At 60.5% G+C, this 12,989-nt stretch carries 13 protein-coding genes; 4 read left to right on the forward strand and 9 right to left on the reverse strand.

Features of this window, described 5'->3' with window-relative positions:
* Positions 1-45: 45 nt before the first annotated feature.
* Together BV911_RS05935 and BV911_RS05940 are read right to left on the reverse strand one after the other, a co-directional pair.
* On the reverse strand, positions 46-813 hold the full coding sequence (locus BV911_RS05935) for a tRNA1(Val) (adenine(37)-N6)-methyltransferase (RefSeq protein WP_086052680.1): 768 nt from the start codon (positions 811-813) through the stop codon (positions 46-48).
* On the reverse strand, positions 810-1,025 hold the full coding sequence (locus BV911_RS05940; RefSeq protein ID WP_086052778.1) for a DUF2007 domain-containing protein: 216 nt from the start codon (positions 1,023-1,025) through the stop codon (positions 810-812). The genes BV911_RS05935 and BV911_RS05940 overlap by 4 nt, the downstream gene beginning before the upstream one ends.
* Before the next feature lie 56 nt (positions 1,026-1,081).
* Between BV911_RS05940 and BV911_RS05945 the strand changes: the two genes are divergently transcribed.
* A complete protein-coding gene (locus BV911_RS05945) occupies positions 1,082-2,083 on the forward strand; it encodes a polyprenyl synthetase family protein (protein WP_086052681.1) in 1,002 nt (333 codons plus the stop codon).
* A gap of 7 nt (positions 2,084-2,090) precedes the next feature.
* Here the strand turns inward: BV911_RS05945 and BV911_RS05950 are convergent, their stop codons facing one another.
* The 3 genes from BV911_RS05950 to BV911_RS05960 all read right to left on the reverse strand — a co-directional run bounded on the left by BV911_RS05950 (position 2,091) and on the right by BV911_RS05960 (position 6,371).
* Positions 2,091-2,942, reverse strand: a complete 852-nt coding sequence (locus BV911_RS05950; RefSeq protein ID WP_139840046.1) for a 4-(cytidine 5'-diphospho)-2-C-methyl-D-erythritol kinase — start codon at positions 2,940-2,942, stop codon at positions 2,091-2,093.
* Positions 2,920-4,611: a tetratricopeptide repeat protein gene (locus BV911_RS19965; RefSeq protein ID WP_086052683.1), complete on the reverse strand. Its 1,692-nt coding sequence runs from the start codon at positions 4,609-4,611 to the stop codon at positions 2,920-2,922. Before BV911_RS19965 ends, BV911_RS05950 begins: the two co-directional genes overlap by 23 nt.
* 110 nt (positions 4,612-4,721) lie before the next feature.
* The gene (locus tag BV911_RS05960) at positions 4,722-6,371 is read right to left on the reverse strand and encodes an electron transfer flavoprotein-ubiquinone oxidoreductase (RefSeq protein WP_086052684.1); all 1,650 of its coding nucleotides are present in this window, start codon (positions 6,369-6,371) and stop codon (positions 4,722-4,724) included.
* A gap of 287 nt (positions 6,372-6,658) precedes the next feature.
* On the opposite strand from BV911_RS05960, the gene greA reads away from it, so the two are divergent.
* Complete coding sequence (gene greA, locus BV911_RS05965) at positions 6,659-7,129, forward strand: transcription elongation factor GreA (RefSeq protein ID WP_086052685.1); 471 nt, start codon at positions 6,659-6,661, stop codon at positions 7,127-7,129.
* Positions 7,130-7,159: 30 nt separating this feature from the next.
* Positions 7,160-8,107 carry a hypothetical protein gene (locus BV911_RS05970; protein WP_086052686.1) on the forward strand — a complete coding sequence of 316 codons (948 nt, stop codon included), beginning with the start codon at positions 7,160-7,162 and terminating at the stop codon, positions 8,105-8,107.
* Between the two features lie 96 nt (positions 8,108-8,203).
* Here BV911_RS05970 and BV911_RS05975 read toward each other — a convergent pair whose 3' ends face one another.
* From BV911_RS05975 to BV911_RS05990, 4 genes are all read right to left on the reverse strand, one after another.
* The gene (locus BV911_RS05975) at positions 8,204-8,824 is read right to left on the reverse strand and encodes a hypothetical protein (RefSeq protein WP_139840042.1); all 621 of its coding nucleotides are present in this window, start codon (positions 8,822-8,824) and stop codon (positions 8,204-8,206) included.
* Positions 8,825-8,845: 21 nt separating this feature from the next.
* Positions 8,846-8,980: an aa3-type cytochrome c oxidase subunit IV gene (locus BV911_RS05980; RefSeq protein ID WP_086052688.1), complete on the reverse strand. Its 135-nt coding sequence runs from the start codon at positions 8,978-8,980 to the stop codon at positions 8,846-8,848.
* A gap of 84 nt (positions 8,981-9,064) precedes the next feature.
* On the reverse strand, positions 9,065-10,108 hold the full coding sequence (locus BV911_RS05985; protein ID WP_086052689.1) for an MBL fold metallo-hydrolase: 1,044 nt from the start codon (positions 10,106-10,108) through the stop codon (positions 9,065-9,067).
* Positions 10,105-11,817: an acyl-CoA dehydrogenase gene (locus BV911_RS05990; RefSeq protein WP_086052690.1), complete on the reverse strand. Its 1,713-nt coding sequence runs from the start codon at positions 11,815-11,817 to the stop codon at positions 10,105-10,107. Before BV911_RS05990 ends, BV911_RS05985 begins: the two co-directional genes overlap by 4 nt.
* Before the next feature lie 114 nt (positions 11,818-11,931).
* On the opposite strand from BV911_RS05990, the gene BV911_RS05995 reads away from it, so the two are divergent.
* Positions 11,932-12,897 carry an L-threonylcarbamoyladenylate synthase gene (locus BV911_RS05995; protein WP_086052691.1) on the forward strand — a complete coding sequence of 322 codons (966 nt, stop codon included), beginning with the start codon at positions 11,932-11,934 and terminating at the stop codon, positions 12,895-12,897.
* Positions 12,898-12,989 lie beyond the last annotated feature (92 nt).

The raw sequence follows: 12,989 nt of genomic DNA on the forward strand, positions 1-12,989 counted from the left end.
CTTCGGTTACAAAGATGTCTATCTCGGCAAATTCCTGTTGATTCATCACCGGTCAAAGCCGTCCAAACCGGCCCCATTCCGCAACGCAGCGGCGACGGCTGGTGTATAACTTTCCTGATCGCTCCCATGACGCGCGCCCAAGTGCAATATCAATGGGCTGAGAAGCTGGAGCGCAGTCCGGCGCCCCTTGCGCGCCCGCAGCAAAAAGAGGGTCGCAGGCTGGCCGGATCGCGGGCTCAATGGCAAAACTTGCACCGCGCCCAAACGGGTGCCGAACGCTGCCAGAATTTCAGGCAACCGTTCCGTGCGCTGAACAAGACTCAATGTGCCGCCCGGAATTAACCTTCGAATCGCGGTGTCGATCCACGCGGACATCGGGGTGTCTTCGCCCAAGGCGCGCTCGCGGCCCGAATCGTGCGCCCGGGTTCCGGCGTCTCTCTTGAAATACGGAGGATTGGCAATCACGTGCTCAAAGCTCTGCGCGCGCACTTCTGCGGGCGGGTTGGACAGATCACCGGTGAAAACCGCCAAGGGTTGCCCGGTGGTCTTGGCATTCAGCCGCGCCAGTTCGGCATAGTCTGGTTGGATCTCTAAGCCCATCACGTGCAGCCCTGCAACCCGTGTCATCAAACACAAGCTGGCCACCCCCACCCCGCAGCCCAGTTCCAAGACCCGATCCCCGGCGGTCGCAGGCACAGAAGCGGCAAGAAGCACGGCATCTATGCCTGCGCGATAGCCATTTGCGGGCTGCGCAACGGTCAGGCGTCCGCCCAAAAAACTGTCGTGGCTGATCGACACCGTCCCTCCGATCATGCGCCCAGATCAATTTCGTTATCGATCAGGATTGCTCTGGCGCGAAACAGATCTGTACTGCGGACCAAGACGCGGCGCGGCAGGATTCCAATCGATCCTTCGAGCACGCTCATATGGACGTCCACCGGAAAGCAGTCTATACCTTCCCCTTGTAAGAGGGCGGTGACAAATGCCACGAGTGTCGGGTCGTTTGTTCTAATAAGCTCTCTCATAATCAGAGAGTTAATGGCAAGTTGTCCAACTTGTCGAGACAGCATACGGAACCGTGATGAGCCTGGACACCGCTTCTGTCAAACCACACGAGCGCCTTGCTCAAGCACTGGCCTCCGACATGGACGGGGTCAATGCCCTGATCCGCGACCGTATGGCATCGGAACATGCCCCACGCATTCCCGAAATCACAGCACATTTGGTCGAAGCGGGCGGCAAACGCCTGCGCCCGATGCTGACCTTGGCTGCGGCCCGGATGTGTGGCTATAACGGATTGCATCACATCAATCTGGCCGCGACGGTAGAGTTTATTCATACCGCCACTCTGCTGCACGATGACGTGGTCGACGAAAGCAACAAGCGCCGGGGCCGTCCGACGGCCAACCTGCTATGGGACAACAAGTCGTCGGTTTTGGTTGGCGACTATCTGTTTGCGCGCTCTTTCCAGTTGATGGTCGAAACCGGCTCACTCCGGGTTCTGGACATCTTGGCCAACGCCTCGGCCACGATTGCCGAGGGCGAAGTCCTGCAATTGACCGCAGCGCAGGATCTGCGCACCACTGAAGCCATCTATCTACAGGTGATCCGCGGCAAGACCGCAGCCCTTTTCGCGGCTGCCACCGAAGTCGGCGGCGTTATTGCCGGTGCGCCTGAAGACCAGATCAACGCCCTGCACGCCTTTGGCGACGCCTTGGGAATTGCCTTTCAGATCGTCGATGACCTGCTGGATTATGGCGGGACAACAGACGCGATCGGGAAGAATATCGGCGATGATTTCCGGGAACGAAAGCTGACCTTGCCCGTTATCCGCGCCGTCGCGCTGGCCGACGACGCAGAGCGCGCGTTTTGGAAACGGGTCATTGAAAAGGGCAATCAGCAAGACGGCGATCTGGAACACGCGCTGGATATTCTTGCCCGCCACGGCACGATGGACAGCACGCGGGACGAGGCAATCTTGTGGTCAGCCCGCGCCAAAGATGCATTGATGACCCTGCCCGAGACCGAGCTGCGCGAGATGCTGCTGGACCTCTCCGACTATGTGGTGGCACGCCTGAACTGACGCGCGGTTAGCCGAGCATCGGGGCCGCCACACACCACCAGTCGGGATGCGCCCTACGGATCGATGCCGCAGCCATTTCAGCCGGATCCTTGTGGTCATACAGCCCAAAACACGTGGCCCCAGACCCAGACATACGCGCCAACCGGCAACCTACAGTCGCTTCAAGTCCGTCCAACACCCGCCCGATATCCGGCGTCAGGGACTGGGCCGCCGCTTGAAGATCGTTCCGCTGAACCGAAAGCCAATCCAGAAACGCCTTCGGCGTCGACCACACCGGCAACGGGTCCACCATGGCCGGGCCAGTTTGTGCCGCCATTGCTTTGAATACTGCCGGGGTCGACAACGCGACACCCGGATTGACCAGAACCATGAACAACGGGGGAAGAGGCGGCACAGGATCAAGTCGATCTCCGATGCCGCGCATCCGTGTCGCTACACCGGACAGGCAGACCGGCACATCCGCACCCAAAGACAGCACCCGGTCGGCAGGCGGCAAGGCCCGCCCCGCCAGCCGCGCCAACAGCCTTAAGGTCGCCGCCGCGTCCGCAGAACCGCCCCCGATCCCCGCAGCCGAGGGCAGATGCTTGTCCAAAACCAGCCGGGCGTTGACCGGAGGATCGAACAACGCTGCCGCCCTCCACACCAAGTTCGATGGATCGGCAGGCACGCCGGTTGCGCGTGGCCCGGTGATGTCTAACGTCATGTCCTGAGACAACGTTGCACGCAGGCGATCACCGGTGCCGGCAAACACCACCAGACTGTCGAGGTCGTGATACCCGTCCCGGCGTCGCCCGGTGACGTGTAATGTCAGATTGATCTTCGCCGGGGCGAATTCGTCAGCCTTCGTTGGACACGGCAATCGGATCGGCACCTTCTTCTTCAAGCACGACGTCCAAACCAACTTCCAGCTTGCGGCGAATACGCTCTGCGTCGACCTCCTCCGGTCCGAACGACAGAGCGCGGCGCCACTGGAATTTCGCTTCCATTTGGCGGCCCACGGCCCAATACACATCGCCCAAGTGATCGTTCAGGATCGGGTCGACCGGCATCAATTCTGCTGCCCGCTCCATCTGCACAACCGCTTCATCGTACCGGCCAAGGCGATACAGAACCCAGCCCAACGAGTCAGTGATATACGCATCATCAGGGCGCGCTTCGACCGCAACCTCAATCATGTGCAGCGCTTCGTCCAAATTTTCCTGCTTCTCGACCATCGAATAGCCCAGATAATTCAAGACCTGCGGCTGATCGGGGCTCAGGTCCAAGGCGGCACGAAAGTCGGCCTCGGCCTCGGCCCATCGGCCCACCCGTTCCAGACTGATCCCACGCGAAAACAGCACCACCCAGTGCTGCGGCCGGGGCGTTTCAATTAGGTCAAGCGCGCTATCATAGACCGGAACCGCCTCTTCAAAACGATCGTCACGGCGCAAAGAATCGGCCAAGGTCACCTGTACGATCAGCAGATCAGGATGCGCAGCGGCAAGGTCTTGCATCACCTTAATAGAGCCTTCGGTGTTTCCTGCTGCCTGCAATGCGTCGGCGCGCCCGATTTCCGCCGAGATGAAGGACGGATGGTCGTGTGGAACGCTTTCATAGGCCCGCGTAGCAAGGTCGTACTGCTCCAGATCCTCCAACAGCGATGCGCTTAGCAAAACAGCATCGATATTCTCAGGATTCAGAAATTGCGCCACCCGTGCATATAGCAGGGCGTACCCGGGCGCCGATTCACCTGCGAGCGCGCCTGCCACGCTGAAAAACACTTCACTCATCCCCTGCCGAGGGGTCGTGGCGACATCGAAGGCCAGCGGTTCACCGGACTCCAGCTGCGCCTTCATTTCTTCCAGTACCGGAACCGGGGTTGCCCCGAAGGTCTGGTCGATTAAGTCCAGCGCAGCATCAGATCGGTCTAATTGGCTCAAGATCTCGACATGGGCGATCACGCCGCGGCGCGACACCTGCAACGGGCCTGCCGCGCGGCCAGACAAAATCTCATCCGCGCCTTCGAAATCCCCGACCGAGGCCAACGCCAGCGCCTTGTGAAACAGCCCGTAAGACTGCAAGCCGGTCTCTTCCGAAACGGCATCAAAGGCGATCAACGCTTCACTGACTTGCCCATCCCCCATCAGGGCCCAAGCTTTGGCCAAACCGTCCACCAATGGCCCGACGGTTCTGCCCTCTTCAAACTCGGTCAGGATGCCGGAATAATCACCCGTGTCGATCTGTTCAGCCAACACCACCATTTCTGCGACCTGACTGCGGAAATCGCCGTCGAGCATCCGTTTGGCAATCGGAAACGACCGGTCAATCTGACCCAGATTCACATAGGATGAGATGGCATTTTCCATCAGCACCGGATTTGAGGGATCCATTGCCAATGCCTGTACGAAATAATCCACCGCCGCAGAATAATCGCTGACAAAACTGGCTTGACGCGCTGCAAGATAGGCCCCCGAAATTCCGAAGGCGTGGGCAGGAACGGCAAGCTGGCTGCAAAAGGCCATAGCCACGAACGTTCGGATCAAGCGCAAGTCAATTCTCCTGATAGGACTGCCGAGAAGCTAGTGCCCTCCCTCACCAAAGGCAATGCGGGCGGAGCGGGCAATCGCCCGAACCGCCCAGCCGAACACCCAACAAGAGATCACATGTTCGGGTAATTCGGCCCATCGCCGCCCTGAGGCGTGGTCCAGACAATATTCTGGGCCGGATCCTTGATGTCACAGGTCTTACAGTGGACGCAGTTCTGGAAATTAATCACGAATCGCGGCGTCCCTTGGGCATCTTCGACGAATTCATATACGCCCGCCGGACAGTATCGGGCCGAGATCCCGGCATAGGTCGCGCAATCCACCGCCAGCGGCACCAGTGGATCTTTCAGCGTCAGGTGCGACGGCTGGCTTTCCTCATGGTTGGTGGCAGCAAAGCTGACATTGGTCAGCCGGTCAAAGCTCAGGGTGCCATCCGGCTTGGGATAGGTGATCGGGGTGAAATCGCGCGCATCGCAGGTCGCTGCGGCATCGGTCTTGCCGTGCGACAATGTCCCGAGCAGCGAAAAGCCAAAACTGTTGGTCCACATGTCCATTCCGCCCAGCACCAGCGAGGCGGTCAGACCATATTTCGACCACAGCGGCTTGACGTTGCGCACGGGTTTCAGGTCGGCCGCAATCGGGCCACTGCGCAAATCGTCCTCATACGCGGTCAACTCGTCCCCCGACCGCCCCTCTTGCAAGGCAGCGTATGCGGCTTCGGCCGCGGCTTTGCCGGACAGCATCGCGTTATGGTTGCCCTTGATCCGCGGAACATTGACCAACCCGGCGCCGCATCCCAGCAGCGCACCGCCCGGAAACACCAGTTTCGGAATGGACTGCCAGCCGCCTTCGCTGATCGCACGCGCCCCGTAGGCGACACGCTTGCCGCCCTTCAGCAGCTCAGCCACCATCGGATGGTGCTTAAACCTCTGAAATTCCATATAGGGATACAGGTACGGGTTTTCATAGTTCAGATGCACCACAAATCCGACCAACACCTGATTGTTATCAAGATGATAGATAAATGATCCGCCACCCGCGTTCTTGCCCAACGGCCATCCCATTGTGTGGGTGACAGTGCCTTCGCGATGCTTTTCTGGATCGACCTCCCAGATCTCTTTCATGCCAAGGCCGTATTTCTGCGGCTCTTTTCCGGCGCTCAGGTCATATTTTTCGATCACCTGCTTGCTGAGAGAGCCGCGCGCGCCTTCAGATAAAAAGACGTACTTACCTTTCAGCACCATGCCGGGCTCGTACGCCGGTCCGGGGCTGCCATCCGACTGCTTGCCGAATTCGCCCGCGACCACGCCGACCACAGCGCCCTCGTCGCCATAAACCAGTTCAGAGCAGGCCATGCCGGGGAACACTTCAACGCCCAACTCTTCGGCCTGTTCGGCCATCCAACGGCAGACATTGCCCATCGACACGATGTAATTGCCATGATTGTGCATCAGGCTGGGCATTGGCCATGTTGGGATGCGGATCTTGCCCGCGTCCCCGAGCAGGTAAAAATTATCTTCCTTCACCGGCACGGTCACCGGCGCACCCCGCTCTTTCCAATCGGGGATCAACGCGTCCAGACCGCAGGGGTCCAGCACAGCCCCGGATAGGATATGCGCGCCGACTTCGGACCCTTTTTCCAGCACGACGACCGACAGATCGCTGTCCAGTTGCTTCAAACGGATCGCCGCGGACAGGCCCGCCGGACCCGCGCCGACAACCACCACGTCGTATTCCATTTCCTCGCGCTGGATGTCGCTCATCTGCTGGTCCTTTCGATATTTTTGGCTGCAAATCTGTCCGCAAAAGACCCATCCGCCCATTCGTGCCATGACTATCTGACCATGTTGTCAGGGGTCAATTCAGACGCTAGGCAACAGTGTCGCAGGTGCAAAGTCGCGCCGGACAGGCGATGACGCCTTTGGACATGTGATTTTACCCCTGCCCTAAGTGCCCCCTTGCATTCGCCCGCCCGTTTTGTTCAGGTTTAACGGCAGTTGCGTCAGGGGACAGTACCGATGGACGGGACGCAGGCAGGACAAAGAGACCCATGGAAAAAATACCGATGACCCGCGCGGGACACTCCGCGCTTGATGGCGAACTGAAAAAACTGAAGTCGATTGAGCGGCCTTTGGTAATCAAGGCGATCGCCGAAGCGCGTGAGCACGGCGATCTTTCCGAGAATGCCGAATACCACGCTGCCCGCGAAAAACAGAGCTTCATCGAAGGCCGGATCAAAGAGTTGGAATCCGTCCTCGGTCGGGCCGATATCATCGACATCTCAAGGATGACTGGCACGATCAAGTTTGGCGCGACTGTCAAATTGGTGGACGAAGATACCGACGAGGAAAAAATCTATCAGATCGTGGGCGAACCGGAAGCGGATATCGAACACGGCAAACTGAACATCAGATCACCGCTGGCCCGCGCTTTGATTGGCAAAGACGAAGGCGACAGCGTGGTGGTTCGTACCCCGGGCGGTGAACGCTCCTATGAAATTCTGGCGATCAGTTACGTTTGAGGACGTACCAAAGTCGCTTCACGGAGGTCCATGTCGATCTTGAAACTGTCTGACGATCATGATCGCGCCCTTAAGGGGGGGACCGGCATTTTGCTGTTCGGTCTTCTTGCAGGTTTGTGCTGGGTCGGCGTCTACGTGACGCTGTTCTGGCGCCCCATTGTTGACGATGGCCCAGCGTTCCTGACGTGGCTGATGCGCGGATTGGGCATCGGCCTTCCCCTTGTGTTAATCGCGGTGGCGACTGGCTTGGCCCAGCAAGCGGGACGGCTGCGGAACGAGGCCAGTAGCCTGCGCAACGATATTGATCACCTGCGGACAATTCAGCGGCGGGCCGAACAGGCCGTCCGGGAACGCCGAGATGCGGCTCCGGATCTGTCCCGGTCCGCGCCCGCCGCCCCCCTTGCTGTCGGTTCGCAACATGACGCGTCCGCGACAGACCCGTTGCGGGCCGAGCCACAGGCAAGCCTGCCGCTGGACCCCCAACCGATGACGGCCCAGCCCAGATTGTCGGTGGACGACCTGATCCGGGCGCTGCATTTCCCGGAAACGCCCGATGATACCGAAGGGTTTCAAGCCTTACGTCGGGCGCTGCGCGACCATCGTGCGGGACAGGTTGTTCGCGCCGCACAGGACATTCTCACCCTGCTGTCACAGGACGGGCTCTATATGGATGATCTCGTGCCTGATCGCGCCCGCCCCGAGCAGTGGCGCCGTTTTGCTTTGGGCGAGCGCGGCCCAGAACTGGCCGAACTGGGCGGAATTCGCGATGAAAACAGCTTGGCGATTTGCAGCACCCGCCTAAGCGAAAACACCGTGTTTCGCGATGCCACACACCACTTCCTGCGGCGGTTCGACCAGTTGTTGGCCGATGCCGAAACCAGCCTCAGCGATCAGGATTGGATCGACCTCACTGACACCCGGTCGGCTCGGGCCTTCATGCTTTTGGGACGTTCAGCGGGCATTTTTGATCGCGGCTAATTAGCCGAAAGATCAGCGGAACCATCGACATGAACTGCTTGTGTGCGGGTCCGAAACAGGTCCGTCTCGGCGGCACCTTAGCAACGCGCCACATGATCAGCCGTCAGCGAACGTCCCTAGATCTGACCGGTTATCCGGGCTGTCATCGCGGTAAACCTCTGTCACCACGCCGGGAAGCTTGCCAAACGCATCGGCTGCACTGCTGGGGAAAAGCGTCACCGAGATACTTTCGAACCCGGGCAACTGGTGCAAGATTCGGCTGATTGCAATTGTGCACTGTGAAGGTGGGACCGAACCGTAGGCTTTCACGAGTTCCAGCGCCTGTTCGGCCACTTCCGGAGAAACCTCAATGGTCTGGATTTGCACCCGGAAGGTTTCTCGGGCATGATAATCAATGAACCACTGCTTCATCCCCGGGCTGAACCCATAGTGCAGGTCGCCCTGTTCCGGGGCTTGTGGGTGCCACCACGTACCCGCCGGGTTGAAGACCACTTGCTCAGAGGCGTTCACGATCAGCGCCGAATGTGCGCCCTTGCCGGTCTTGTTGCGGATATTCGTGACCAGCGACAAGGTGCTTGGCTGCACCCCGGGATAACGAAACCGCGCCACATCAGCATCCGGCGCCTGAACGCCGGGCTTGGCACAGGCGGCCAAAACGGCGAACCCAAACAGCATGAGAACGAGCCGGGTGGCGCGCTGCAAACCTTGTATCGTCACTGCGCGACCCGCTCGTTACGTTCAGCCGTTGGCCAAAGCGAGAAAAATCAGTGTAAGGATCACGGCGATGGTGCCGTAAGTGACCATCTTGGTGAAACCCGCGAAGGTCTTTTCTTGGACGTCGATATCCATCTTACCGTGTTCATAGTCGGACATGATTGCCACTCCTTAGCGATTGTTCTCTACGACCTAGCCGAAAGCACCGGGGCTGTCACGCCCTGCAAGATCGTACCGCAAGCGTCAAATTGACTGCCAAAGCCATGCCCCGTCATTGCGCCGAATTCGGCTCACCCGTCCGGCCTGCAACAGATAGTTCAGGTGCGCCACGGTTTCGGCCAAGGCCAGACCATATTCCTTCGGGCCGATGTTGCGGCGAAACAGCGGCAAAAAGCAGGCGGCCGCGACCCGTGGCTCGGCCAGATAGGCCGAGAGCCGCGCCAAAGCACTGTGATGATTGTCAATCATCTGTTTCAGGCGATGCGGCAGACCGGTGAACGGCAGTTTGTGACCGGGCAACACCAATTGATCCGGTCGCGCAAAATTGGCCAGCCGGGCGCAAGCCTCTAGCCATTCAGCCAGTGGATTGGCGTCCGGTTCGGTGGCGTAGACGCCAATATTGGGCGAAATCGACGGCAACAACTGATCGCCGCCGATCACCAATTCATCGTCGAGACTCCAGAGGGTGGCATGGGCCGGGGCATGACCATGGCCGATGCGAACATGCCAGCGCCGCCCGCCAAACGTTAGCTGACTGCCTTCCGACATCCGGGTAAACACCGGCGGCATCGGCGCAACCACATCACAAAAATTGAACGGGCGTTCGACCTGTTTGAGGGCCAGCATGTCGGCATCCATTCCGGCCGCGCGATAGAAAGCCTCGGCAGCGGGGGTCAACTGATCCTGACGGTCGAGCGTCAGCATCCGGGCCGTTAACCATGCCGTGCGCGTGGCGATCAATTCTGCGCCATGGTCGGTCTGAAACCACCCGGCCAGCCCGACATGGTCCGGATGATGGTGGGTCAGCACGATCCGCCGCACCGGCATGCCCGACAGCGGCCCCTCAAGAAGCGTCTGCCAACTTTCACGGCAGCGCCGGGTATTGATGCCGCTGTCAATCAGCGTCCAGCCGTCCGGATCAGCAAAAGCGAAGACATTCACATGGTCCAGTGCCATCGGCAACGGCAGCCGCGCCCAAAGAACCCCCGGCGCCACCTCTTGCGCGGTGCCATTTGCCGGCGGATCGACTAAGGCGCTGCCGGACAAATTGCGCAGGGTGCCGGTCATGCCAAAAGGTCGTCAAGGTCGAGGGCGTAAAGTCCTGCCGACCCGGCCCGCGCCTCGATCAACAGACTGGCATGCTCAGGCAACAGGCGTTGGACATAGGCCGCCGCAAGGGCGGCACGCGGCCCCGTTCCGTCTGCGGCTTTCGCGGCAATCAGATGGAAATGGGCCCCAAGCACCCGGGCAAAGGCCCGCAAATAGGGCACGGCCCCGGCAAAGCGGTCGGACGGGTCGGTTTGCGCCACCATCCATTCCGTGGTCTCACGCAGGGATTCGCTGGCGTCCCAGACCGCACCGGCCAGCGATGGCAGGCTGGTGCGTGCCTGCTCGGCGGTGGCCTGAACCTCTTCCAACAGCCGAAAGGCTGCCTCGCCGCCATCTTTCAACTTGCGGCCGACCAGATCCATCGCTTGAATTCCGTTGGTCCCCTCATAGATCGTCGTCACCCGCACATCTCGGTAAAACTGGGCGGCGCCGGTTTCTTCGATCACCCCCATACCGCCATGGACCTGCACGCCCTCTTGCGAAACGGCGAGTCCGACATCGGTACCAAAAGCCTTGGCAATCGGCGTCAGGAACGCGGCCCGGGCCGACTGGTCATCCGCCCCCGTCGCCGCAGCCAAATCGAGCGCGACAGCACAGGCCAGCGCAATCGCACGGGCGGCAAAGATGTCGGCCTTCATCGCGACCAACATTCGTCGGACATCGGCATGATCGGCAATGGGACCGTCACCAAAGGGGGTCCGCCCCTGCCGCCGCTCGACCGCATAAGCCGCCGCTTGCTGATAGGCGGCTTCGGCGACGCCAATGCCCTGAGCCCCAACACCAAGGCGGGCATTGTTCATCATCGTGAACATCGCCGCCATACCGCCCCCCGGCGCGCCGACGATCCAGCCGGTTGCCGCCTCATACTGCAACACCGCCGTTGGCGAGCCATGCAAGCCCAGCTTGTGTTCCAAACTGACCGTGGTCACCCCGTTCGCCGCCCCGGGACGGCCTTCGGCGTCGGGCAGCCACTTCGGAACCAAAAACAGGCTGATCCCCTTGGTGCCGGGTGCGGCATCCGGCAGTCGCGCCAACACCAGATGGCAGATGTTCTCTGCCAGATCGTGATCTCCCCACGTGATGAAGATCTTCTGTCCAGTCACTGCATAGGTGCCATCCGCATTCGGCACGGCTTTGGTCTGAACCGCCCCCACGTCCGACCCGGCCTGCGCCTCGGTCAAGTTCATGGTCCCGGTCCAGGCGCCAGAAATCAGCTTGGGCAGATAAAGTGATTTCAGATCGTCACTGGCATGGTGCGACAGGGCCTCGATCTGGCCTTGGCTCAACAGCGGACACAGTTGCAGGGACAGACAGGCTCCGGCCATCATGTCATTGACGGCGGTGTTCAGCGCCATCGGCAAGCCCATGCCGCCATACGCGACCGGGGCCGCCAGCCCGACCCAGCCGCCCTCGGCAATGGCGCGATAGCCGTCAGAAAAACCCGGCGCGGTCCGCACGACCCCGTCCCGCAACTGTGCTGGAGACAGATCGCCCGGCCGTTGCAATGGCGCAATCTGCTGATCACACAGCTTGCCAGCCTCAGTCAGGATCGCCTCGGTCACATCCGGGGTCACCTCTGCAAATATGGCCGTTTCCGACAGCGCAGATATGTTCACCACATGCGAGAGGATAAAAGTCAGGTCTTGGACCGGTGAAATATACGCCATTGAATTCTTTCCTGCGGCTTGGCAGTTCAGCACGGGTGCAGTACCACCACGAACGGGCTGGCACCACCTTAACGGGCCTGTCCGACCCGACAACAAGAACGCGGCGTCACCAATATGGCTTTGACCACCGAACATTTGATGGCGGATTCCGCCGGTCTGGATCGCGCCGTTGCGATCCTGAAAGCAGGCGGGCGTGTCGCCTTTCCCACCGAAACTGTGTATGGTCTTGGAGCAGATGCCCGCAATGACCGTGCCGTCGCCGGGATTTTCGAGGCCAAGAACCGGCCTCATTTCAACCCGTTGATCGCTCATATCCACGATTGGCAAGCGGCGACGCGGCTGGCCACGTTCTCGCCTGAGGCCGCGCGTCTGGCGCATGCGTTTTGGCCCGGCGCCCTGACCATGGTCCTGCCGCTTGCACCGGGATCGGGTCTGTCCCGGCTTGTGACCGCCGGTCTGACCAGCGTCGCCTTGCGCGTCCCGGCTGCGCCCATTGCCCGCGACTTGCTGGCCCGTTTTGATGGCCCGATCGCCGCCCCGTCAGCCAACCCATCCGGCCGGATTAGCCCGACCACGGCGGCACATGTCCTATCGGGACTTGATGGCCGGATCGAAGCGGTGCTCGCAGGTGACGCCTGTGCGGTCGGCGTTGAATCCACCATTCTCGACCTGACCGGCCCAGCCCGACTGTTGCGTCCGGGCGGCCTGTCAGCCGAGGCCATCGAAGCTGAGCTTGGCTGTACCCTTGCTGCCCCCCTGCCCAGCACAACAGACACCGCCGATGACCGCCCCATCGCCCCCGGCCAACTGCTGTCTCATTACGCGCCAAGCGCGCCGGTTCGTCTGAATGCGGGCACATGTAAACCGGGCGAGCTTTTGTTGGGGTTTGGCCCAGTGCCGGACGCCACAGAAAACCTTTCGCCGGACGGCGATCTGACGGAAGCCGCTGCAAACCTGTTCGCGGCGCTGCATCGTCTGGACAGGCTGAACGCCGTCGCCATCGCGGTATCGCCTATTCCAGAAATTGGCTTAGGCCGGGCGATTAACGACCGTCTTCGCAGGGCCGCAGCACCCCGCTAAACAAAGCAGCAGGGACGCGCGGAGCTCATCCTCGCGATTTGCGCGTATGGCCCATGCGTGCGAATTCCGCAAAAAAACCTGATGCGCACGAA

The sequence above is a fragment of the Pseudoruegeria sp. SK021 genome, from assembly GCF_002119405.1.
Taxonomy (GTDB): Bacteria; Pseudomonadota; Alphaproteobacteria; order Rhodobacterales; family Rhodobacteraceae; genus Meridianimarinicoccus.